The organism is Rubrivivax sp. JA1055 (assembly GCF_020966565.1).
GTDB classification, from domain to species: Bacteria; Pseudomonadota; Gammaproteobacteria; order Burkholderiales; family Burkholderiaceae_C; genus Rubrivivax; species Rubrivivax benzoatilyticus.
Map to the genome: position 1 here is coordinate 107,623 of NZ_JAJKFP010000003.1, position 22,203 is coordinate 129,825.

A 22,203-nucleotide genomic window follows, 5' to 3' on the forward strand; every position below is an offset into this window, starting at 1 on the left:
GCGCTCAGCCGGCCGCCGACGCCCCGGGCGCCGGGCTCGACGCGGCGCCGCCGGCCGCGCCTGCGCCGCCTTCGTCCTCGGTCCACTGGCCCGCCGTCTTCAGGCGATCGATCAGCTCCATCCTCGGCATCCCCAGCGCGCGCGCACGCTTGGCCTGCGCCTGCGCCGGGCCGTACTCGCCGAGGTCGAAGTACACGAGCCCGAGATTGAAGTGCGAGATCGGGCTGTCGCCGGCGTGGTGCACGCCGAAGGCCAGCTGCTGCAGCGCCATGTCGCGCTGGTTGTTCTTGGCCAGGAACTGGGCGTACAGCGCGCGCACCACCGTGTCGTCGGGCGCGAAGGTCACGGCGCGCTGGTAGTAGCAGTCGACCGTGTACGGCGCCCCGGGGGCCTGCGGCGTCTTGTGGCGCTCGCCCAGGCGGGTCATCGTGATCAGCGCGCGGTGGTGGTTGGGGAACACGTGCAGCGTGTAGGCGACGTCACCGGCCATCTCGCGGAACGTCGTCTTGCTCGGCTTGGTCATCGACTCCACGCCGGGCGTGAAGTGCGCGCCCTCGACCAGCCGCTTCTTCTCCTGGTCGGCCTTGCGGTAGTCGAAGGGGCCGTAGTGGTTCTGGAACGGGTTGCCGCAGATCGACATCGCGCCGGCCTGGGCCTGGGCCGCCATGGGGGGCAGCAGCAGCGCGGCCAGCAGCGCGAGCCGGGTCCACGCGGCGCGTGGGGCGCCTGGAAAACGCTCAGTCATGGGCGGCAACCTCGTCTCGTTCTGGTCGGGCGGGCGTACCGATCACCCGGCGGCCCGGCTGTGCCTCAGCCTCTGCAGCCACCCCCACCGATAACACGTCAGATGGTGCAGCACGCGCTTGTGCTCCGTCCACCGCGAATGCCACTCCATGAAGCGGCCGTAGTACTCGATGCGCCGCACGCGGCCTTCGCCGAAGACGCGGCGCAGCTGGTCGTGGTGCAGCAGGAAGGCCGGCGACAGCGCCTTGTCCAGGCTCTCGTCGTAGGTGGTCTTCAGGATGACCATCAGCCCGTCGCGCTCCAGGCTCAGGTTCGACGCCACGGTGCGGCCGTCCAGCCGGTACTCGTGCACCACGGCCTCGCCGCGGCCTGCGGCCAGCTGCAGCAGCTCCAGGTAGAAGCGGCCCTGGGCGTTGTCGGGGTGGATGGCGGTGCCTTCGCGCGCCTTCCAGCCGGCGCTCTCCAGCTCGCCGTAACGCGCCAGCGCGCCGGCCATCTCGTCGGCCGCGCGCAGCTCGACCAGCTCGCAGGCCACGCCGTCGGCGGCCAGGCGGTTGTGCTGCTTGCGCAGGTTGCTGCGCAGGTTCTTGCCGCGTGCCGCCCAGTAGTCGTCGAAGCTGCCGGCGACGTCGATCCAGCCGGTCTCGATGTAGTCGGTGGCGCGCAGCGCGGGCGTGTCGGCCGGGCGCGCGGCGTGCAGCGGGTCGACCTGCGTCACCGACAGCACCAGCGCCAGCCCCAGGCGGCCCTGCAGCAGCTGCCGCGCCAGCGCCTGCGGCTGCAGCCCCGGCTCGGCGACCCAGGCGCCCAGCGGGATCTGCGACGGCTGGAAGCTCTGCCAGCGCCCGCGGCCGGTGCTCTGCAGCAGCAGCATCGCGGCGCAGCGCCCGCCCTGCGTGCCGACGAGCAGGCGCTCGTCGCCGCGGCCGAAGGCGCGCAGCGCGGCGTTCATCGCGTAGGCCGACAGGAAGGGCAGCCGGGCGCGGGCGGCGTTGAGCGTGTCCCATTGCGCCGCCCATGCCGGCTCCTCGAGCTGCCGGGCGGGGAGGTTCTGCCAGTCGAGTGCGCGCGCGTCCATCGTCTTCAGGGGGTTCGGGCCGCGAGCCGCTGCAGCCAGTCCAGGGTCAGCGCGGCGACCGTGTCGCGGTCGGCGCGTGCCGACAGCGTGTGGTCGGCCGTGGCCAGGTCCTGCCGGCGGGTGCCGGGCCGCCGCAGCAGCGCCTGCCACGCGGGCGAGGCGTCGCAGGTCTCCAGGAATTCCTTGGCCGTGTAGTCGTCACCGCTCAGCACCAGCAGCACGCCGCCGCCGAAGCCGCGCCAGCCCTCGGCCATGCGCTGCTGGAACGGGCCGGCGGTGCGGGCCGCGGCCGGCGGCGCGTCGCCGCGGGCGCGCCGCAGGTTGCGCCACAGCTCGGCCAGCGCGCGGCCGGCGACGCGGCCGCTCAGCAGCTTCAGCCAGAACTCGCGCTCGCGCAGGCGGCGCGTGTAGTAGTGCTTGACGTGGGTGCGCGCCAGGCTGGCCTCGGAGCGCACCCAGGGGTTCAGCAGGCAGACGCCGGCCACGCGCGGGTCGCGCCGCTCGTGCAGGTACAGCAGCGCCGCCGAGGCGCCGTCGCACAGCCCCCAGAGCACGACGCGGCCGACACCGGCGCGCGCCGCCAGCGTGTCGACGGCGGCGCCGATGTCCGGCGTGATCTGCTCGAAGCTGCGCAGCGCGCCGCTGCTGTCGCCCATGCCGCGCACGTCGAAGCGCAGCACCGGGTGGCCGCCGGCGGCCAGCGCGCGCGCCAGGTGCACGAACTGGCGGTGGCTGCCGGCGCGGTACTGCGGCCCGCCGACGACGATGACGACGCCGGTGGCCGCGGCCGGCGCGCCGGCGGGCGGGCGGTGCAGCACGCCCAGCAGCGTCTCGCCTTCGCAGCCGAAGGCGAAAGCCTGCGCCGCGCCGGGCGCCGCCGCGGCAGGCGGGGTCAGGTCTTGTGAGACCTGACCCCAGGCTTCGCTGGCGTTCGTCCGGGCATCGGGCGCGGCCACGATGCGGCTCACGCGGCGGCCTCCTGCGCGGCGGGCAGTGGCTGGGGTGCGGTCAGCGCGGCGACGGTGGCGTCGACCAGCGCGGGCGCGTCCTCGATCTCGGTGGTCTGCCAGAACGCCGGGCCGCGCAGCGCGCGGGCGTCGACCTGCCAGCCGGCGTCGCGCCAGGCGGCCAGCGTCGTGGCGCCGGCCGGCGCCAGCGTCGGCGTCTCCACCGGCGAGGTCTCCAGCCAGACCATGCGCCCGGGCGGCGCCGGCGGCGGTTGCAGCGTGGCGCGCTCCAGGCCGTCGCACAGCGCGGGCGCGAGCTCGTAGCCGGCGACCTCGATGCTGCGGCCGGCGGCGATCTCGGCGCGCAGCTGCTCCATCACCGCGCGCGCCTGGCCGCCCAGCAGCTCGCTGGCGGCCTTCAGCCGCAGGAACTGCTGCAGCAGCACGCGGCCCAGCGGCGCCGGCTGCCAGAACAGGAAGTGGCAGGGCTGGCCCTCGGCGGCCAGCGCGGCGGCGGTCTCGGTGGCCACCAGGCTGCCGGCGCGCTGGCCCCACAGCCACAGCGGCAGCGCGGCGCCGTCGTGCCGCGCCTGCAGCCAGCGCACCGCGGCGTGCACGTCGGCCGCCCAGCGCGCCCAGGAGGCGTCGCCGAAGTCGCCGTCGCTGTCGCCGCAGCCCAGCAGGTCGGCCTGCAGCACCACGAAGCCGGCCGCGGCCAGCGCACGCGACTGCATCGCCACCATGCGGCGCGACTTGTTCATCTCCTCGGCGAAGGCGTGCACGTGCACGACCAGGCCGCGCACCGGGCCGGCCGGCCGGTGGTGCAGCACGAAGCGCCGGCCCTGCGGGCCGGGGTCGACGTCGATGAACCGGGGTTCTGGCGTGGCGTTCATCGGGGGCAGGGCGTCGCCGGCATGCCGCGCACGACGCGCGGCGGGCTAGGCGGCGAGCCGCGCGCCGACGAAGTCGGCCAGCGTGCCGACGGTGGCGAAGGTGGCGCCGTCGATGTCGTCGTCGACGACGATGCCGAAGCGCTCCTCCAGCGTGGTGATCAGCGTCGCCACGGCCATCGAGTCGAGTTCGGGGATGGCGCCGAGCAGCGGAGTGTCGCGATCGAAGCCCGCCGTGCGGCCCCCGAGGCTCAGCACCTCGTCGAGCACGTTGATGACTTCACGCGTCAGGTCCATGGATTCCTTGCAGCCGGCGACGGATGGAGTCTTGGATTCTAGGTGGCGGTGGCCGCCGCGCCCCGGGGGGCGCCTGCACATCGGGGGGGCCCGGACAGTGATCTGTTTCTCGAACGGCGCCCGGCGGCCCCGCGTTCAGGGGGGCGGCCGGCGCGCGGCGCGGCGCACGGCGCCGGTCATCCAGGCCATTGCGGCGGCGTCCAGCGCCTGGTGGCAGGGCAGGTGGAACAGGCCCTGGCGGTAGCGGCGCGAGACCTCGCAGCCCGACACCGCCATGTCGTCCCAGCGCCAGATCGGCAGGCCCAGCCGCTTGAGCGGCGGGAACAGCGCCGCCGGCTCGTCGACGAGCACCGGCACCATGTACGGCGCGACGTGCGCCGGCAGCGCCGGCAGCAGCGGCCGCAGGCCCGGCAGGCCGGCCAGCGCGTCGACCCACTGCGCGTAGTGGCGCCGGCGCGCCTGCACCAGCGACTCCAGCACGCTGCGGCGCTCGATCCAGCGCGACACGCGCAGCCCGGCGCGGCCGGCGTCGGCGCCGCGGTAGTCGGCCGAGGTGCCGCCGTCGTGCTCCTGCCAGTCGCGGCCGGGCTCGCCGGGCGCCAGCGCGGCGAACGCCGCCTCCAGCGCCGCGGCGTCGGGCGCCACCGGCGGGCGGCGCCACTGCGCCCAGGCCTGACGCAGCCCGCGCGCCTCGTCGGCCAGGCCGGCGGCGCGTGGCGGCGCCGGCAGCGGCGCGCCGCCGTTGGCCCACAGCCAGCCGCCGTCGGGGCAGGGGAAGAACTTGTACGGGCTGCTGACCGCCCAGCGGCCGGTGGCACCCAGCGGCGCGCGCCCGGGGGCGCCGGGGTCGGCCTCGACCAGCGCGTGCGAGCAGTCCTCGACGAGCGCGAGGCCTTCGTCGCGGCACCAGGCGGCGAGCGCGGCGATGTCGCGCGGCAGGCCGAAGTAGTGCGTCGCCAGCACCGCCGCCGGCCGCGTGCGGCAGGCGGCCGCGGCGCGGCGCAGGCCGTCCAGGTCGGGGTGCAGCTCGGGCGTCAGCGGGTAGGGCACGACCTCGGCACCGAGCGCCAGCGCGCCGTCGAGCATCGTGCGGCAGTGGTAGGCCGGCGCCAGCAGCGCGCCGCCGCGGCCGACGCCGGCCAGCGTGTAGGCGGCCTGCAGCGCGTAGCGGCCGCGGGCGTAGTGGCGGCGCGGCGTGGCCGGCGCGGGGCGCGGCGCGCCCAGCTGGGCCGGCGTCAGCGGTGCCAGCACCGGCACGCGCGGCCGCGGGAAGCCGCAGGCGGCGGGGTCGAAACGGTCGTAGTCCAGGCTCATCGTCAGCGCGGGTCCTCTCCGCCGGCCAGGCGCTGCACGGCCTGCAGCAGCGTGGTGCCGATCGCGGCGGCGGCCTCGGGGTCGAAACGCTGGCCGTCGTGCACCAGGCGCAGCGCCGCGCCGTCGCCGGGCAGCACGACGAGCGACAGCGGGTAGGCCGGCACGGTGCGCAGCGCCGCCGGCCGCAGCAGCAGCGGCCCGGCGGCGGCGGCCGGCGCGGGGTAGTTGGACATCACGAACAGCGTCTCCATCAGCGGCCGGCCCGGCGGCAGCGCCAGCGTGCGCACCAGCTGCGCCAGCGGCACCGCCTCGTGCGCCCGGGCCTCGGCGGCGCGGCGCTGCAGCGCGGCCAGCCAGGCGGCCAGCGGCGTGCCGGCGCCGGCGGCCACGCGCAGCGGCTGGGTGACGACGCACAGCCCGACGAGTTCACCCAGCCGCGGCACCGGCAGCTCGCGCCCGGTGCTGACGACGCCGAAGACGACGTCGTCGCGCCCGGTGTGGCGGGCCACCGTCACCGCCCACGCGGCCTGCAGCAGCGTCGTCGGCGTGACACCGAAGCCGGCGGCGGCGGCGGCCAGCGCGGTGCCGGTGCCGGCGGGCAGCACCAGGTCGAGCTCGTGGTAGCCGGGCGCGGCGCCTGGCGGCGGCTCGGCGTCCCAGGCCGGCGCCGGCAACACGCCGGCGAGGGCCTCGCGCCACCAGGCCAGGCCGGGGCCGGGCTCGGCGGCGGCGAGGTGGGCGCGCAGCGCCTCGTCGGTCACGGCCGGGGCGTCGTCGGGTGCGCGGCCGGCCAGCCGCGCCAGCAGTTCGTCGAGCACCAGCGCCAGCGACCAGCCGTCGAGCAGCAGGTGGTGGTGTGTCCAGGCCAGGCGGTGGCGCCCGGGCGCCAGCCGCGCCAGCAGCAGCCGCATCAGCGGCGGGCGCGTCAGGTCGAAGCCGGTGTCGACCTCGCGCCGGCAGTGTTCGCGCCAGGCGCCGTCCTGCGCGGCGGCGTCCAGCGCCGTGAGGTCCAGCACCTCCACCGGCACGGCCAGCGCCCGCGCGACGACCTGCACCGGCTGCGACAGCGCGCTGCGCAGGAAGCCGGCGCGCAGCGCCGGGTGGCGCGCGACGACGGCGTTCCAGGCGGCGGCGAAGGCGGCCGGGTCGAGCTCGCCGTCGAGCTCGTAGACGAGCTGGTCGACGTAGGCGCGTTTGTCGCGGGCCAGCAGCCAGTGCACGTACAGGCCCTGCTGCGCGGGCGTCAGCGGCTGGACGTCGGCCCAGTGCGGGTGGGCGGCGAGGAAGGCCGCGCGTTCGGCGTCGGCGAGCGGGCGCAGCACGCCGGCGGGCTCGGGAGGGCCGTCGCTGTCGCCGCGGGCCGCCGGCGCGGCCGCGGCGGCGCTCATCGCCGCCGCCAGGCGCTCGACGCTGGGGTGGGCGAGCACGTCGGCGCTGCGGATCGTCCAGCCGGCCTCGCGGGCACCGACGGCGATGGCCAGCGCGGCCAGCGAGTCGCCGCCGAGGGCGAAGAAGTCCTCGTCGACGCCGACCGCCGGCCGGCCCAGTTCCTCGGCCCACAGCCGCGCCAGCAGCGCCTCCAGCGCGCTGGCCGGGGCGCGCCCGGCGGAGCGGTGGGCGGCCGGCGCCGCGGGCGGGCGCAGCGCGCGGCGGTCGACCTTGCCGGCGGGGTTCAGCGGCAGCGCGTCCAGGCGCACGAAGGCTGCCGGCAGCATCGCCGCCGGCAGCCGCGCCGCGAGGTGGGCGCGCAGCGCGGCGTCGTCGGTCTCGGCGCGCGCCACGACGAAGGCGACGAGGCGGCCATCGCCCTCGCCGTCGTGGAAGGCCTGCACGACGACGTCGGCCAGCGCCGGGTGGCGGCGCAGCTGGGCCTCGATCTCGGCGAGCTCGATGCGCTGGCCGCGGATCTGCACCTGGTGGTCGAGCCGGCCGCCGCATTCGAGCGTGCCGTCGTCGCGCCAGCGCGCGAGGTCGCCGGTGCGGTAGATCACCGGCCCGGCGGCGCCGTCGAACGGGTTGGGCACGAAGGCCGCGGCGGTCTTCTCCGGCTGGCGCCAGTAGCCGTCGCCGACGCCGACGCCGGCGACGCAGAGTTCGCCCGGCGCGCCCACCGGCAGCGGCCGCAGCCGCTCGTCGAGCACATAGAGGTCCAGGTTGGCCAGCGGCCGGCCGATGCTGACCGAGGCCTGGCGCGGCGGCAGCGGCGCGGCGAGCACGGCCTGGGCGACGTCGTCGGCGGCCTCGGTCGGGCCGTAGGCGTTGACCACCGGGACGCCCGGGTACAGCGCCAGCCAGGTGTTGACCAGCGCCACCGGCGCCGACTCGCCGGTGACCATCATCCAGCGCAGGCTGGGCAGCGCGCGTTCGGCCTCGGGCAGCGCGGCGGCGTACTCGCAGAGGTACTTCAGCACCGCCGGCACCAGCTCGACGAGCTGCAGCCGGTGGCGGCGCACGGCCTGCAGCAGCGCGGCGACGTCGGTGGCGTCGTCCAGCACCACGCAGCAGCCGCCGAAGGCCAGCGGCGCGGCGAACTGCCAGACCGAGATGTCCGACGACGACGGCGCGCTCTGCAGGAACCGCGCGACCGCCGCCTCGCCCAGCGCGTGGGCCTGGGCGAACAGGTGGTTGACGGCGCCGTCGTGGCGCACGATCGCGCCCTTGGGCCGGCCGGTCGAGCCCGAGGTGTAGACCATGTAGGCCGCATCGTGCGGGCCGGCACGCGGCGGCAGCGGCGCCTCATCCTCCGCCTGCAGCGCCTGCGGGCCGTGCAGCGTGTAGCCCGCGCCCGGCGGCGCGGCGGCCTCGCGCTGGCAGACGACGTGGCGCAGCGCCGGGCAGGCGGCCAGCGCGGCGCCGTAGCGCGCCAGCGCCGCGGCGCCGACGACGGCCACCGCGGCGTCGCAGTCCTCCAGCATCAGGCGCACACGCTGCTCGGGGTAGCCGGGGTCCACCGGCACGTAGGCGCCGCCGGCCTTCCACACCGCCAGCATCGCGACGGCGAAGTCCAGCCCGCGGCGCACGACGATCGGCACGAACGAGCCCGGGCCGACGCCGAGCGCGACGAGGCGGCGCGCGAGGCGGTTGGCGCGCGCCTGCAGCGTGCGGCGGTCGAGCGTGCGTTCGCCGTGCACGGCGCAGACGGCGCCGGGCGCCTGCGCCGCGCGGGCGTCGACGAGCGCGGCCAGCGTCGTCGCCGGCACGTCCAGGCGCAGCGTGTTGAAGCCGCGCAGCAGGCGCTCGCGTTCGGCGGCGTCGAACCAGGCCAGGTCGGCCAGCGCCACGGCGTCGTCGCCGGTGGCGGCCAGGCGGTGCTCGAGCTGGCGCGCCAGCGGCGGCAGGCTGTCGGTGCGGTACAGCGAGGCGTCGGCGCGCAGCCGGCCGGCGGCGGGCTGCAGCACGAGGTCGGCCGCGGCGCCGTCGTCGTCATCGAGGTCGAGCAGCACGCCGGGCAGCGCGGCCGGCAGCGCCGGCACGGCCTCGTCGTCGGCGGCCAGCGCGGCAGCGGCGGCGGCGACGAGGGCACCGAACGGGGTGGTCGGCGCGGTGGCCAGCGTCAGCAGCCGGCGGCGGCCGCTGCGCTGCAGCGCCAGCGTGACCGTCTCGCGGCGCGCGTGCAGCGCCAGCAGCGCGGCCGCCGCGGCGAGCAACCGGGCCGGTGCCGCGGTGGTGGTGGCCGGGCCGAGCGGGGTCTCGACCGGCCGCGTGCCGGGCGCCGTGTCGCGCACGAAGTCGCGCGGCGGCGCGCTGTCGGCCAGGGCGTCGAGCCCGCGGCCGGGCTCAGCCACGCAGCAGGTCCCCGAGCGCGCGGGCGACGAGGTCGAAGCCGGCGTCGAGTTCGTCGTCGGGCGTGGTCAGCGGCGGCAGGAACTTGAGCACCGTGTCGCGGCGGCCGGCGGTCTCGGCGAGCAGGCCGAGCTCGAAGCAGCGCGCCGACAGCCGCTCGGCGAAGCCGTCGCCGAGCGCGCTGCAGTCCAGCCCCCAGACCAGGCCCAGGCCGCGCACCGCGAGCCGCGTGTCGAGCGCGGCGATCCGGGCCAGCCGCGCGGCGACGCGCTCGCCCTTGCGCCGCACCTCGGCTTCCAGCCCGGTGTCGGTGGCGTGTTCCAGCGCCGCCGCGCCGGCGACGAAGGCCAGCTGGTTGCCGCGGAAGGTGCCGGTGTGTTCGCCCGGCGCCCAGCGGTCGAGTTCGGGGCGGATCAGCAGCAGCGACATCGGCAGGCCGTAGCCGCCGATGGCCTTGCTGAGCACGACGAGGTCGGGCGCGAGGCCGGCGCGCTCGAAGCTGAAGAAGCCGCCCGAGCGCCAGCAGCCGACCTGGATGTCGTCGACGATCAGCAGCACGCCGTGGCGGCGGCACAGCGCCTGCAGCGCCGCCAGCCAGTCGGCCGGCGCGACGTGGATGCCGCCTTCGGCCTGCACCGTCTCGACGATCACCGCGGCCGGCAGCTCGACGCCGCTGTGGCCGTCGCTGAACAGGCGCTCGATCCAGGCCAGCGTCTGCTCGGCCGGCAGGCGGCCGTCGGGGTAGGGCACGAAGGTGGCGTCGCCCAGCGCCGTGCCGGCGGCGGCGCGTTTGGCGCGGTTGGCGGTGACCGCCAGCGCGCCCAGCGACAGCCCGTGGTAGGCGCCGGTGAACGCGAAGACGCCGCTGCGGCCGGTGACGCGGCGGGCGAGCTTGAGCGCCGCCTCGACGGCGTTGGCGCCGGTGGGGCCGGTGAACTGCAGCCGGTAGTCCAGGCCGCGCGGCGCCAGCACGCGGGCGACGAAGGTCTCGATGAACGCCGCCTTGGCGGCGGTGTGCAGGTCCAGCGCGTGGCTGATGCCGTCGGCCTCGAGGTACTCGACGAGGCGGCGCTTGATGAACTCGGGGTTGTGGCCGTAGTTCAGCGTGCCGGCGCCGGCGAAGAAGTCGATCCAGCTGCGGCCGTCGGCGGCGTGCAGCCGCGAGCCCTTGGCGCGCGTGAACAGCGCCGGGAAGCTGCGGCAGTACGAGCGCACCGCCGACTCGTGGGCGTCGAACGGCGAGGCGGCGGCGGTGCTCGGGGTGTCGGCGGGCATGCGCGGATGCCGGCTCGCGGGGCCGGTCAGCGGACGAGGCGGGACGCGACGAAGTCGGCGAGCGCGCCGACGCTGGCGAAGGTGTCGCCGTCGATGTCGTCGTCGGCGATGACGATGTTGAAGCGCTCCTCGAGCGTGGTCAGCAGCGAGACGACGGCCATCGAGTCGAGCTGCGGCACGGCGCCCAGCAGCGGCGTGTCGCGGGTGAAGCCGGCGCCGCGCCCGCCGAGGCTCAGCACTTCGTCGAGGACGCGCGTGACCTCGCGGACGACGTCGATCCGGGGCGGGTTTCCGGCGCTGGCAAAGGAGGGAGACACCGGCCGGATTCTAGGGTGGCGTCCCTCGCGGGCCGGCACTCGACCGGGGGGATGGACCGCCCGCCAGGCGCCAACGGCGTCACGCTTTCCCCCGTGATGCGGGGTCGGCGGCGCGGCGTGGCGGGCGGATGCGTCGGGGACAATCGCCGCGGTCCCCGCCACCGTCGTCGAGACATGTCCGTCCCCGTTCCGGAACCGGTGCTGCTGCACGAACTCGTCTGGTCCGCCGCCGCGCGCTCGGCCGGCCGGCCGGCGTTGACCTATGGCGCCTCGACGCTGGACTACGGCGCGCTGGCCGCGGCCGTGCGGTCCTGCGCCGACGGGCTGCTCGGCCTGGGGCTGGCGCGCACCGAGCGTGTCGGCATCTACCTGGAGAAGCGTTTCGAGACCGTCGTCGCCAGCTTCGGCGCGCCGGCCGCCGGCGGCGTGATGGTGCCGATGAACCCGCTGCTCAAGCCCGAGCAGGTGGCCTACATCGGCCGCGACTGCGACGTGCGTGTGCTCGTCACCTCGCCCGAGCGGCTGGCACTGCTGGCGCCGGTGCTGGCGCAGATGCCGGCGCTGCGCCACGTCGTGCTGACCGACGGCCGGGGTCAGGTCCGGGGTCAGGTCCTCACGGGACCTGACCCCGCCGCCGCCGCACCGACCGAAGTCCGGGGTCAGGTCCTCACGGGACCTGACCCCGCCGCCGCCGCACCGACCGAAGCCCGGGGTCAGGTCCTCACGGGACCTGACCCCGCAGCCGCCGCACCGACTGAAGTCCGGGGTCAGGTCCTCATGGGACCTGACCCCGCTGCCGCTGCTGCCGCCGCCGCTCCCGGCGTCACCGTGCTGTCCTGGACCGAGCTGCTGTCGGCCCCGGCGCGCGCGCCGCACCGCGTCATCGACACCGACCTCGTCGCCATCCTCTACACCAGCGGCTCCACCGGCCGGCCCAAGGGCGTGGTGCTGAGCCACCGCAACATGGTGGCCGGTGCCAAGAGCGTGGCCTCGTACCTGGAGAACCATGCCGGCGACACGCTGCTGGCGGCGCTGCCGCTGTCCTTCGACGCCGGCTTCAGCCAGCTGACGACGGCCTTCCACGCCGGCGCGCGCGTGGTGCTGCTGAACTACCTGCTGCCGCGCGACGTGCTGCGCGCGATGGAACGCGAGAAGGTCACCGGCCTGACCGCGGTGCCGCCGCTGTACATCCAGCTGACGCAGCTGGAGTGGCCGCAGGCGATCGGCGAGCAGCTGCGCTACTTCGCCAACACCGGCGGGCGCATGCCGCGCGAGACGCTGGCGGCGCTGCGCGCGCGGGTGCCGCGTGCCAAGCCGTTTCTGATGTACGGCCTGACCGAGGCCTTCCGCTCGACCTACCTGCCGCCCGAGGAGGTGGACCGCCGGCCCGACTCGATCGGCCGCGCGATCCCCAACGCCGAGATCCTGGTGCTGCGCGACGACGGCAGCGAGTGCGCGCCCGACGAGCCCGGCGAGCTGGTGCACCGCGGTGCGCTGGTCGGCCAGGGCTACTGGAACGATCCGGAGAAGACCGCCGAGCGCTACAAGCCGCTGCCGGCGGGCATCGGCGGGCGTGTCGCCGGGCTGCAGATCCCGGAGATCGCGGTCTTCAGCGGCGACACCGTGCGCCGCGACGCCGACGGCTTCCTGTACTTCGTCGGCCGGCGCGACGAGATGATGAAGACCTCGGGCTACCGGGTGAGCCCGACCGAGGTCGAGGAAGTGCTGTACGCGACGAAGCTGGTCGGCGAGTGCGTCGCCTTCGGCGTCGACCACCCGGCGCTGGGCCAGGCGATCCAGGTCATCGCCACCGCGCCCGACGGCAGCGACGCGCTGGACCGCGACGCGCTGCTGGCGCAGTGCCGGCAGCACATGCCGGCGTACATGGTGCCGCACGGCGTCGAGGCCGCGTGCGGCCCGCTGCCGCGCAACCCCAACGGCAAGATCGACCGCAAGCTGCTGGCCACGCAGTGGCTCGAGCGGCAGGGCTGAACTCCGCAGATGAACGAACCGATTCCCCGCGCCGTCCCGGTGCATGCGCCGATGGACCAGTTCCCGGTGCGCGACGGCGAGCTCGTCGTCGGCGGCGAGCGCCTGAGCCTGCTGGCCGCGCGTGTCGGCGCGACGCCGTTCTACGCGGTCGACCGCGGCCTGCTGCGCCGGCGTGTCGCCGAGCTGCGCGCGGCGCTGCCGGCCGGCGTCAAGCTGCACTACGCGATGAAGGCCAACCCGATGCCGGCGCTGGTCGCCTTCATGGCCGGGCTGGTCGACGGCATCGACGTCGCTTCCGGCGGCGAGCTGAAGGTGGCGCTGGATGCCGGCGCCGATGCGGCCGAAGTCAGCTTCGCCGGGCCGGGCAAACGCGACGCCGAGCTGCGCCAGGCGGTGGCGTCGCGGGTGCTGGTCAACGTCGAGTCCGAGCGTGAACTGGCGGTGCTGGCCGCGGCGGCGGCCGAGTTCGGCGTGCCGGCGCGGGTGGCGGTGCGCGTGAACCCCGACTTCGAGCTGAAGGGCTCGGGCATGCGCATGGGGGGCGGCGCGAAACAGTTCGGCGTCGACGCCGACCGCGTGCCGGCGCTGCTGGCGCGCATCGGCGAGCTGGGGCTGGCGTTCGAGGGCTTCCACCTGTTCGCCGGCTCGCAGAACCTGCGCGCCGAGGCGATCTGCGAGGCCCAGCGCCAGTCCTACGAGCTCGCGCTGCGGCTGGCCGCGCACGCGCCGGCGCCGGTGCGTTTCCTGAACCTGGGTGGCGGTTTCGGCATCCCGTACTTCCCCGGCGAGACCCGGCTGGACCTGGCGCCGATCGGCGCCAACCTGCAGGCGCTGGCCGAGCGTGCGCGCACCGAGCTGCCCGAGGCCAGCCTCGTCATCGAGCTCGGCCGCTACTTCGTCGGCGAGGCCGGCGTCTATGTCACGCGGGTCGTCGACCGCAAGCTGTCGCGCGGGCAGGTCTTCCTGGTCTGCGACGGCGGCCTGAACCACCACCTCGCGGCCAGCGGCAACTTCGGCCAGGTGGTGCGCAAGAACTATCCGGTGACGGTGGGCAACCGCCTCGGCGACGAGGCCCGCGAGACCGCCACCGCCGTCGGCCCGCTGTGCACCCCGCTGGACCTGCTGGCCGACCGCATGAGCCTGCCCCCGGCCGACGTCGGCGACCTCGTCGTCGTCTTCCAGTCCGGCGCCTACGGCGCCAGCGCCAGCCCGCAGGCCTTCCTCGGCCACGCCCCCGTCACCGAGGTGCTCGTCTAACGGCGGGGTCAGGTCTCTCTGGGGGGGCTGGGGTCAGGGGGCGGGGTCAGGTCTCTCAAGACCTGACCCCAGCTTGCGCCGCCGCTGCCGAACGGGGTCAGGTCTCATAAGACCTGGCCCCAGGTTTCTAGGTTCCAGCGCCGCCAACGGACGGGGTCAGGTCTCGTGAGACCTGACCCCAGCTTTCGTGACCCCAGCTTTCGCGGCCGGTCGCGTCACGGGCTGCCCGACGAGTTGCGCGTACAGCGCACGCGCCTGCCAGCGCTCGTCCTCGCTCGCCGGCGCACGCCCCAGCAGGAAAGCCTGGAGACCATCGTCATCCAGCCAGTCGGGCGCCGGCTCCAGGCCCAGGTGGGCCCGGCAACTGGACCAGCGCCAGTCGGCGGGATGGACCACCAGGCCGCATGCCACCGGATTGCGTTCGATGTAGCGGCAGGCGGTGACGAGGTAGTCGTCGCGGTTGACCAGCGATGCGCCGAAGCGGCCCTGGAACAGGTGGCCCGAGATCCTGTGACGTCGGTTGAAGCGCTGCGTGTAGACGCCGTTCAGGTGGCGCATGAAGCGCGACAGGTTGGCCTCGCGGGTCTGCGCGACGAGATGGACATGGTTGCCCATCTGGCAGTAGGCCAGCACGGCGACGTCGAAGCGCCGCGCCGCGTCGCCGAGCACGGCGAGGTGGATGCGGCGGTCGGCGTCGTCGCGGTAGATCGGCTCCTGACGGTTGCCGCGGCTGGTCAGGTGGTAGGTGGCGCCGGGAAACTCGATGCGCAGCGGGCGTGCCATGGCGCGAGGGTGCCGCGGCCGCAGTGCCGATTCCAGCCGCGTTGGGGGCACCCGCAGGGGGGGCTGGGGTCAGGTCTCACAAGACCTGACCCCAGCTTTCGCGCAGAAGACGGAAGACGGGGTCAGGTCTCACAAGACCTGACCCCGGGCACGCGACCCCAGCTTTCGTGACCCAGACCACGGGCTGCGCGCGACCCGCAGAAGACGGGGTCAGGTCTTGCGAGACCTGACCCCGGGCTTTCTGACCCCAGCTTTCGCGCAGAAGACGGAAGACGGGGTCAGGTCTTGTGAGACCTGACCCCGGGCTTTCTGACCCCGGGCTTTCGGGCTTTATCGGGCTTCCGGCGGTGGTCGCGGCCGACCGCCCCTAGGCGACCCGCCGCCCCGCCTGCCCCTGCAGCCACTGCTCCATCATCATCAGGATCCACACCATCTCGCCGTAGTAGCCGGGGTGCGCCGGCAGCCTGTCGGCGAGCAGGGTCTCGATGAACTCGCGGCGCACGATGCCGCGGCCTGCCAGCGACTGCAGGGTGTCGGTGGCGAAGGCCTTCAGCGCCGGGTCGCGCGTGGCCCAGACGCCGAAGGGCAGGCCGAAGCCCTGCTTCTTCTTCGTGAGGATCTCGTCGGGCAGGAAGCCGCGCAGCGCCTCCTTGAAGAACCAGCGCAGCTTCAGCCCCTTGAGCTTGTACTCGGTGGGCAGGGCCAGCGAGAAGTCGACGACGCCGCGCTCCAGGAACGGGAAGGCGACGGCCACGCCGGCCAGCGAGGTGCTGCCGCAGACCTTGGGCAGATCGCTCTCGGCCAGCGTGTAGCGCCAGTCGTAGGCCAGCATGCGGTTGAGGGCGCCGGCCTCGCCGGCCTCGCGCCAGACGGCGCGCTGGTGGCGCAGCGGCTCCTCGGCGTCGACCTGGGCCAGGAAGTCGGGCGTGAAGACGTCGGCCGTGCCCAGGCGCAGCAGCAGGTTGTACATCTGCATGCGGTCGGGCAGCGGCACCTTGGCCTGCTCGACGTAGCTGCGGCCCTTGCGCGCCAGCGGCAGCGCGCCGATCGGCGTGCCCTCCAGCAGCGGCTCCAGCAGCCCGCGGCGCAGCACGCCCGGCACGGTGTCGTACCAGCCGAAGATGCGCTGCTTGGCGTAGCGCGCGTTGCCGCCGTAGAGCTCGTCGCCGCCGTCGCCGGCCAGCAGCCGCGTGACGCCGTCCTCGCGGGCCATCTTCGCGCAGTAGTACGCCGGCAGCGCCGACGAGTTGCCGAACGGCTGGTCGTAGTGGCGCGCCACCTCGGGGATGCTGCGCACCAGGTCGGCCGGCGTCACGTAGTACTCGTGGTGCTCGGTGCCGAAACGCTTGGCGGCGATGCGCGCGAAGGCCATCTCGTCGTAGCCCTCGGCCTCGAAGCCGATCGAGTAGGTGGCGGCGCGCCCGGCGATGTCCTTGATCATGCCGGCCACCGTCGAGCTGTCGGTGCCGCCCGAGAGGAAGCAGCCGGGCTTGCTGCCGTCCAGCTCGCCGGCCACCGCCTCGCGCAGCCGGCTGCGGAAGCCGCGTGCCAGCGCGTCGAAGTCGGGCGCGGCCGGCTCCTCGAAACGCGGCTCCCAGTAGCGCCGGATCTCCAGCGTCTGCCCGTCGTACCAGGCGCAATGCCCCGGCGGCAGGCGGAACACGCCCTGGAACACGGTGTGCGGCGACGGGATGGCGTGGAAATAGAGGTAGTCGTAGATCGCCTGCGACGACAGCGGCGCCGCCGGCTCGGCGGCGGCCAGCGCGTCGGCACGCTCGGCGAACAGCAGCCGCCCGCCGACCAGGCGCCAGCACAGCGAACGCACGGCGAAACGGTCGACGGCGAGGAAGACGCGGCCGCGCGCGTCGGCCAGGCCGACGGCGAACGGGCCGTCGACGCCGGCGGCGGCACGCACCGCGCCGTCCAGGCCGTCGATGGTCGCCGCGGCGCGGTGCCAGGCGGCGGCCTGGCCGTCGCGGCGCGCCAGCTCGGCGAGCTGCGGGTCGGCGAAGCGGGGCTCGCCGACGGCGAGTTCGTGGTCGGGCGCGCGCCGGGCGAGCGGCAGCGTGGTGGTCGTGATCATGCGTGGGCGGGCTGCTGCAGGGCGCCGGGGCGGCGCGCGGCGCCGTCCAGCGGCGCCAGCCTGCAGGGGTGTCGGTATTCGAATCGCGGCGCGAGCGCCTGGCCGTCGAAGCGGCCGCTGTCGACGGCGTCGGCGGGCACGGCGCGCGCGCTGGCCGGGCGGTAGTCCCGGGCCGCCGCGTCGGCGAAGGCGCGGCGGTCGACGCGCGGGTTGTGGCGGTACTCGCCGGGGCCGGCGGCCTCCAGCGCCTCGGCGTCGCCGCACAGCAGGTTGTTCAGCGCCCGCAGCTCGACCGCCGCGCCGGGCGCCACGCGCAGGAAGCGGCTGCCGCCGCCACGCTCGTCGACCAGCGTGTTGTGCACCATCACCAGCGCGTGGCGCGGGCCGCGGTAGCCCTCGGCGCCGAACGAGACCAGGATCGGGTTCTCGGTGGCCGCGCTCTGCTGCACGACGTTGCCGACGACGAGCGCGACGCCGCCGTCGGGGAACTCCAGCTCGTAGCTGGAGCGCCCGCCCGGCTCGTCGGTGAGGCGGTTGTGCAGCACGCGGTTCAGCGCCGCGCGGCTCTTCAGCAGGTGGCCGATGGTGCCGTGGTGCAGCCAGCAGCCGCGCACCAGCAGCGAGCCGATGCGGCCGGCGTAGAGCTGGTGGTTGTGGCCGTCGGGGCGCAGGTTGCGCGCGAACTCGCAGCCCTCGACGGCGAGCTCGGCCTCGGGGTCGTTGCCGGTCAGCAGCCCCATCTCGTTGGCGAAGAAACCGCAGTCGCGGGCGACGAGGCGGCCGCGCTCGAAGCGGATGCCGGCGCCGTTGCGGCCGTCGACGCGGCAGCCCTCGAAGTCGAAGCCCTCGACCTCGAAGTCGCCGCCGCGCATCACCCAGATCGCCTTGTCCTCGGCGGCGCGGCCGTCGGCGACCAGGCGCACGCGGCCGCCGGCGGCGCGCAGCGTCAGCCGGCGCTGGGTGAAGACGGCGACGTCGCCGCGGTACTCGCCGGCGTCGACCTCGACGACGTCGCCGTCGCGCGCGGCGCGTGCGGCGTCGGCGATGCGCTCGAACGTGCGCCCCGGGCCGACACGCAGCGGCGCCGGGCCGGCGGCCAGCACCGGCAGCGCGGCACCGGCCGCGATCGCGGCGAGCACGCGCCGGCGGTCGGGCCGCGGCGGGCACGGGCGGGGGCGGCGAAAGGGCGGGACCGGGTGCATCTCGGGCAAAGGCGGCCCCGGCCGGGAGCACCGGCGTGGGGCGCGGGGCAGTGTAGCCAGGGGGGCGCGTGCGTTCTGCACGAACCGCCCGCGGCGGGCCCCGCTTTCCGGGGGTGGCGCAGCCTGCCACGCCGATGCCGGCCACCGTAGACTGCCGCGGTCCGCAACGAGGGGGTTCGCATGTCCAGATCGTCCAAGTGCGCCGTCGCCGGGGTCTTGCTGCTGGCCGCGGCGGCGGTGTCGGCGCAGAGCTGTCCTGCCGGCCAGACGCGGCTGAACCAGCTTCAGATCCGTGCCCAGATCGCGGGCAACACCTTGTGTGCGGTCAGCGGCGGTGACCGCTGGCAGGAGTTCCATCAGGGCGGCACCACCAACACGTCGGGCGCGCTGATCGACTACAAGAAAGGCCCGAACGACCCGGTGGACCCCAGTACGCCGGTCGGGACCTGGAGCCTGACGGATCGTGGCAGCAACACGCTGCTGGTGCACAACTACGGCCCGTCGGCCACCTACTCCTGGGCGGTCTGCCGTGCCAACGGTGGCACGTACACCCTGGTGTCCGACCAGGCGACGATCACCAGCGTGACCGTCAAGGAAGGCCAGTCCGGCTGCTGACGGCTATCCTGCGGCCGCCTTCGGCGCCCGCTGTCCCCCGCGGCCCCCGGCGGCCCGAATGTCCGACCGTTCCCGTCTGATCGCGGCCTGCGCCGCCTACGCCTTCTTCGTCGTCTACGGCAGCCTGGTGCCGCTGGACTTCGTGCCGCTGGCGCCCGCCGACGCGCTGGCGCGCTTCTCGCGCATCCCCTTCCTCGACCTGGACGTCGCCTCGCGCGCCGACTGGGTGGCCAACGGCGTGCTCTACCTGCCGCTGGGCGTGCTCGCGGCGGCGTCGGCGCGGGCGCTGCGCGGCGGTGGCGCGGCGCCCTGGCTGGCCTTCGTCGTGGTGGCCGCGCTGGCGGTGGCGGTGGAGTTCGCCCAGCTCTTCTTCCCGCCGCGCACGGTGTCGCAGAACGACCTGCTGGCCGAGTTCATCGGCGCCGGGCTGGGCATCGTGCTGGCGCCGCTGGCGCTGGCGGCGGCGGGCCGGCTGCGCGCTGGCCTGGCCGGTGGCCTGCCGGTCTGGGGGCCGCGGCTGCTGGAGCTGTACGCGCTGGCCTGGGTGGCGCTGGCGCTGTTCCCCTATGACCTGCTGCTGTCGCCGGCCGAGCTGGCCGACAAGCTGCGCTCCGGCCAGTGCGGCTGGCTGTTCGCGGCGACCGACCACGCGCCGATGGCGGCGCTGAAGCTGGCCGTGGAGGCGGCGATGGCCGCGCCGCTGGGCTGGCTGCTGGCGCTGCGCTGGCGCGCGCGGCCGGCGGCGGCCGCGGCGGCGGGCGCCGCGGTCGGGCTGGTGCTGGAGGTGGCGCAGCTGCTGCTGGCCTCGGGCGTCAGCCAGGGGGCCTCGGTGCTGGCACGCGCGGCGGGTTTTGCCGCCGGCGCCGCGCTGGCGCCGCGCCTGGCCGCCGGCGGCGCGCCCGCGGTTGCGGCGCTGCTGCGGCGCTTCACGCCGGCGGTCGTCGTCGCCTGGCTGCCGCTGCTGGCGGCCGTCAACGGCTGGCTGGCCGGCCCGTGGCACGGCCTCGACGGGGCGGCGCAGTCCTGGCGCGAGCTGCGGCTGCTGCCGTTCTACTACCACTACTACACGACCGAGGCGCTGGCACTGCAGAGCGCGCTCGGCGTCGCGCTGGCCTATCTGCCGCTGGCCGCGCTGGCCTGGGCCTGGGGTCGGCCGGCGCGTGCCGCGGCGCTGTGGGTGCTGGCCGCGGTGGCGCTGGTCGAGGCGGGCAAGCTGTTTCTCGGCGGCGGCCGCCACCCCGACCCGACCAACCTGCTGATCGCGCCGGCGGCGGCCTGGCTGCTGCACACGCTGCTGCGCCTGCTGGCCGAGGCGCCGAAAGCCGCGCCGGCGCCTGCGTCCGGGGAGGGCGGCGCGCCGACCGCCATGGCGGTGCCGGCGCGGGCGCCGCGCTGGCCCTGGCTGGCGCTGCCACCGCTGCTGGGGCTGGCGCTGCTGTTCCAGCCGTTCGCGGCGGCGCTGGCCATCGGCCTGGCCGCGGCGGCCGCGGCGGTGGCCTGGCGGCCGCTGCTGGCGCTGGCGCTGATCCCGGCGGCGCTGCCGGTGCTGGACCTGGCGCCCTGGACCGGGCGCGTGTTCGTCGACGAATTCGACCTGCTGCTGCTGGCCTGCGTGGCCGTGGCCGCGGCGCGTGTGCCGCGGCCGGCGGCGGGCGGGCGCGCGCCGGCCGCCGTGGCGCTGGCCTTCGTGCTGCTCGCGCTGTCGTTCACGATCTCGGGCCTGCGCGCGCTGTGGCCGCTGTCGCTGCCGGCCGCCGGCGACTGGTGGAGCTTCACCAGCCCGGTGAACACGCTGCGCATCCTGAAGGGCGGTGTCGAGGCCTGGCTGGTGGTCTGGCTGTGGCGCCGGCTGGAGCGCGACGGCGCGGCGCGGGCGACGGCCTTCGGCGCCGGCATGGCCGCCGGGCTGGCGCTGACGGTGGCCTGGATCGTCGCCGAACGGTCGGCCTTCGCCGGGCTGCTGGACTTCGCCGCCGGCTACCGCGTCACCGGGCCGTTCTCGGCGATGCACCGCGGCGGCGCCTACGTCGAGTGCTACCTCGCCATGGCGCTGGCCTTCGTGCTGGCGGCGACGCTGCAGGCGCGCCGGCCGGCCGCGCGCGCCGCCGGCGTGCTGCTGCTGGCCGCCGGCGGCTACGCGCTGGCGGTGACGTACTCGCGCAACGGCTGGGTGGCCGGCGCGCTGGCGCTGGCGGTCACTGCGGCGCTGGCGCTGTCGGGCCGCGGCACGCCGCGCGGCCGGCGCGGGCTGGCCGCGGCGGCGCTGGCGCTGACCGCCGCCGCGGCGCTGCCGGTGCTGCTCGGCCCCTACGCGCAGGAGCGCCTGGGCCGCAGCGGCCAGGACCTCGCCACGCGCCAGGCGCACTGGGCCGACGCGCTGGAGCTGCGCGGCCCGGGGCTCGCGTCGGCGCTGTTCGGCGCCGGCCCGGGGCGCTACCCGGACCTGCATTACTGGGGCAGCCGCGAGCCGGTGCACGCCGCGCGCCACGCCTGGCAGCCCGAGGGCGGTCGCGGCTTCCTGCGGCTGGCGCCGGGCGCGACGCTGTACGTCGAGCAGATCGTCGACCCGGGCGACGCGCGCGAGCTGGTGCTGTCGGCGGCGCTGCGGCGCACCGAGGGGCCGCTGGCGCTGGCCGTCACGCTGTGCCGCAAGTCGATGCTGAGCTCGCGCGACTGCAGCCAGGCGACGCTGGAGGCCGCCGCCGACACGCCGGCCCCCGGCGGCTGGGCGCGTGCGACGGCGACGCTGGCGGTGCCGCCGGGCGCGCTGCCGCTGAAGCTGTCGCTGCTGACGCCGGCCCGGGCGCCGGCGCTGGACGTCGGGGAGTTGTCGCTGCGCGACGCCGCCGGCACCGAGCACCTGGCCAACGGCGGCTTCGCCCAGGGGCTGGCGCGCTGGTTCTTCGCCACCGACATCGACCCGCCGTGGCACGTGCACAGCCTGCCGGTCGCGGTGCTGTTCGACCAGGGCTGGTTCGGCGCCGCGGCCTGGGGCGCGCTGATCCTGGCCGCCGCCGGCGCGGCGCTGGCGCGCGGCCGCCGCGGCCTGGCGCCGGTGCCGGCGGCGCTGGGCGCGCTGGCCGCGCTGCTCGCCAGCGGCCTGCTCAACACGCTGGTCGACACGCCGCGTTTCCTGCTGCTGGCGCTGCTGCTGCCCTGGCTGGCGGCGGCCGCGCCCGTCGACTCCCCGCGCGGCGAGGGCCCGCCTGCGCCAGGGCCCGGAGCCGCACCCTAGAATTGCCGGTTGGCCCGCGCCGGCGGGCTCCAGACATCCACAAGGATCGCCGTGTTCATTTCTTCCGCCTTCGCCCAGGCCGCCGCTCCCGCCGGCGGCGCCGAATCCTCGCTCTTCAGCCTGCTGCCGCTGGTGCTGATGTTCGTGGTGCTGTACTTCATCATGATCCGTCCGCAGATGAAGAAGCAGAAGGAACACAAGGCGATGGTCGAGGCCCTGGCCAAGGGCGACGAGGTCGTCATCGCCGGCGGCGTCATCGGCCGCGTCGCCAAGCTCAGCGACAGCATCATCCACGTCGAGGTCGCCGACGGTGTCGAGCTGCAGGTCCAGCGCGTGTCGGTGCTGCAGGTCCTGCCCAAGGGCTCGTACAAGTAAGAACTCCCGCGGGCGG

General features: G+C 75.7%; 17 protein-coding genes. 5 read left to right on the top strand and 12 right to left on the bottom strand.

What is annotated here, in order from left to right:
* Positions 1-4: 4 nt before the first annotated feature.
* The 9 genes from LOC65_RS06115 to LOC65_RS06155 form a co-directional block, all read right to left on the bottom strand.
* Entirely contained in the window at positions 5-745 is a 741-nt protein-coding gene (locus LOC65_RS06115) for an ABC transporter permease (protein ID WP_230246939.1), read from the bottom strand.
* Between the two features lie 42 nt (positions 746-787).
* Complete coding sequence (locus tag LOC65_RS06120) at positions 788-1,822, bottom strand: GNAT family N-acetyltransferase (RefSeq protein ID WP_230246940.1); 1,035 nt, start codon at positions 1,820-1,822, stop codon at positions 788-790.
* A gap of 5 nt (positions 1,823-1,827) precedes the next feature.
* A complete protein-coding gene (locus LOC65_RS06125; protein WP_230246941.1) occupies positions 1,828-2,790 on the bottom strand; it encodes a hydrolase 1, exosortase A system-associated in 963 nt (320 codons plus the stop codon).
* Complete coding sequence (locus tag LOC65_RS06130) at positions 2,787-3,662, bottom strand: hydrolase 2, exosortase A system-associated (protein WP_230246942.1); 876 nt, start codon at positions 3,660-3,662, stop codon at positions 2,787-2,789. The genes LOC65_RS06125 and LOC65_RS06130 overlap by 4 nt, the downstream gene beginning before the upstream one ends.
* A gap of 45 nt (positions 3,663-3,707) precedes the next feature.
* Positions 3,708-3,956 carry an acyl carrier protein gene (locus LOC65_RS06135; protein WP_009856355.1) on the bottom strand — a complete coding sequence of 83 codons (249 nt, stop codon included), beginning with the start codon at positions 3,954-3,956 and terminating at the stop codon, positions 3,708-3,710.
* Positions 3,957-4,091: 135 nt separating this feature from the next.
* Positions 4,092-5,270, bottom strand: coding sequence for a DegT/DnrJ/EryC1/StrS family aminotransferase (locus LOC65_RS06140; protein ID WP_230246943.1), 1,179 nt, complete (start codon positions 5,268-5,270; stop codon positions 4,092-4,094).
* A 2-nt stretch (positions 5,271-5,272) separates the two neighbouring features.
* Complete coding sequence (locus LOC65_RS06145; protein WP_230246944.1) at positions 5,273-9,055, bottom strand: non-ribosomal peptide synthetase; 3,783 nt, start codon at positions 9,053-9,055, stop codon at positions 5,273-5,275.
* Positions 9,048-10,328, bottom strand: coding sequence for an aspartate aminotransferase family protein (locus LOC65_RS06150; protein WP_009855955.1), 1,281 nt, complete (start codon positions 10,326-10,328; stop codon positions 9,048-9,050). Before LOC65_RS06150 ends, LOC65_RS06145 begins: the two co-directional genes overlap by 8 nt.
* A 26-nt stretch (positions 10,329-10,354) precedes the next feature.
* A complete protein-coding gene (locus tag LOC65_RS06155) occupies positions 10,355-10,645 on the bottom strand; it encodes an acyl carrier protein (protein WP_009855954.1) in 291 nt (96 codons plus the stop codon).
* Positions 10,646-10,819: 174 nt separating this feature from the next.
* Here LOC65_RS06155 and LOC65_RS06160 point away from each other — a divergent pair, with 174 nt between their 5' ends.
* Positions 10,820-12,637, top strand: a complete 1,818-nt coding sequence (locus LOC65_RS06160; RefSeq protein WP_230246945.1) for an acyl-CoA ligase (AMP-forming), exosortase A system-associated — start codon at positions 10,820-10,822, stop codon at positions 12,635-12,637.
* 9 nt (positions 12,638-12,646) lie between these two features.
* Positions 12,647-13,894 carry a pyridoxal-dependent decarboxylase, exosortase A system-associated gene (locus LOC65_RS06165; protein ID WP_230246946.1) on the top strand — a complete coding sequence of 416 codons (1,248 nt, stop codon included), beginning with the start codon at positions 12,647-12,649 and terminating at the stop codon, positions 13,892-13,894.
* A 156-nt stretch (positions 13,895-14,050) separates the two neighbouring features.
* On the opposite strand, the gene LOC65_RS06170 is transcribed toward LOC65_RS06165, so the two are convergent.
* The 3 genes from LOC65_RS06170 to LOC65_RS06180 form a co-directional block, all read right to left on the bottom strand.
* Positions 14,051-14,677: a transposase gene (locus LOC65_RS06170; protein WP_230246947.1), complete on the bottom strand. Its 627-nt coding sequence runs from the start codon at positions 14,675-14,677 to the stop codon at positions 14,051-14,053.
* 367 nt (positions 14,678-15,044) lie between these two features.
* Positions 15,045-16,760, bottom strand: a complete 1,716-nt coding sequence (locus LOC65_RS06175) for an asparagine synthetase B (RefSeq protein WP_009855950.1) — start codon at positions 16,758-16,760, stop codon at positions 15,045-15,047.
* On the bottom strand, positions 16,757-17,899 hold the full coding sequence (locus LOC65_RS06180; protein ID WP_230246948.1) for a hypothetical protein: 1,143 nt from the start codon (positions 17,897-17,899) through the stop codon (positions 16,757-16,759). The genes LOC65_RS06175 and LOC65_RS06180 overlap by 4 nt, the downstream gene beginning before the upstream one ends.
* A 243-nt stretch (positions 17,900-18,142) precedes the next feature.
* Here LOC65_RS06180 and LOC65_RS06185 point away from each other — a divergent pair, with 243 nt between their 5' ends.
* From LOC65_RS06185 to yajC, 3 genes are read left to right on the top strand one after another with little or no spacing between them, the layout of a single operon-like run.
* Positions 18,143-18,577, top strand: a complete 435-nt coding sequence (locus LOC65_RS06185) for a hypothetical protein (RefSeq protein ID WP_009856700.1) — start codon at positions 18,143-18,145, stop codon at positions 18,575-18,577.
* Positions 18,578-18,635: 58 nt separating this feature from the next.
* Positions 18,636-21,812, top strand: a complete 3,177-nt coding sequence (locus LOC65_RS06190) for a VanZ family protein (protein ID WP_230246949.1) — start codon at positions 18,636-18,638, stop codon at positions 21,810-21,812.
* A gap of 51 nt (positions 21,813-21,863) precedes the next feature.
* Positions 21,864-22,187 (top strand): preprotein translocase subunit YajC, encoded by a 324-nt coding sequence (gene yajC / locus LOC65_RS06195; RefSeq protein ID WP_009856461.1) that lies wholly within the window; start codon positions 21,864-21,866, stop codon positions 22,185-22,187.
* The last annotated feature ends 16 nt before the right edge of the window (positions 22,188-22,203 follow it).

Coding starts and splice junctions, on each gene's coding strand:
- LOC65_RS06165 (WP_230246946.1), top strand. CDS start 12,647: ATGAACGAACCGATTCCCCGCGCCGTCCCGGTGCATGCGCCGATGGAC.
- LOC65_RS06190 (WP_230246949.1), top strand. CDS start 18,636: ATGTCCGACCGTTCCCGTCTGATCGCGGCCTGCGCCGCCTACGCCTTC.
- LOC65_RS06120 (WP_230246940.1), bottom strand. CDS start 1,822: ATGGACGCGCGCGCACTCGACTGGCAGAACCTCCCCGCCCGGCAGCTC.
- LOC65_RS06150 (WP_009855955.1), bottom strand. CDS start 10,328: ATGCCCGCCGACACCCCGAGCACCGCCGCCGCCTCGCCGTTCGACGCC.
- LOC65_RS06135 (WP_009856355.1), bottom strand. CDS start 3,956: ATGGACCTGACGCGTGAAGTCATCAACGTGCTCGACGAGGTGCTGAGC.
- LOC65_RS06115 (WP_230246939.1), bottom strand. CDS start 745: ATGACTGAGCGTTTTCCAGGCGCCCCACGCGCCGCGTGGACCCGGCTC.
- LOC65_RS06175 (WP_009855950.1), bottom strand. CDS start 16,760: ATGATCACGACCACCACGCTGCCGCTCGCCCGGCGCGCGCCCGACCAC.
- LOC65_RS06185 (WP_009856700.1), top strand. CDS start 18,143: ATGTCCAGATCGTCCAAGTGCGCCGTCGCCGGGGTCTTGCTGCTGGCC.
- LOC65_RS06160 (WP_230246945.1), top strand. CDS start 10,820: ATGTCCGTCCCCGTTCCGGAACCGGTGCTGCTGCACGAACTCGTCTGG.
- LOC65_RS06140 (WP_230246943.1), bottom strand. CDS start 5,270: ATGAGCCTGGACTACGACCGTTTCGACCCCGCCGCCTGCGGCTTCCCG.
- LOC65_RS06170 (WP_230246947.1), bottom strand. CDS start 14,677: ATGGCACGCCCGCTGCGCATCGAGTTTCCCGGCGCCACCTACCACCTG.
- LOC65_RS06130 (WP_230246942.1), bottom strand. CDS start 3,662: ATGAACGCCACGCCAGAACCCCGGTTCATCGACGTCGACCCCGGCCCG.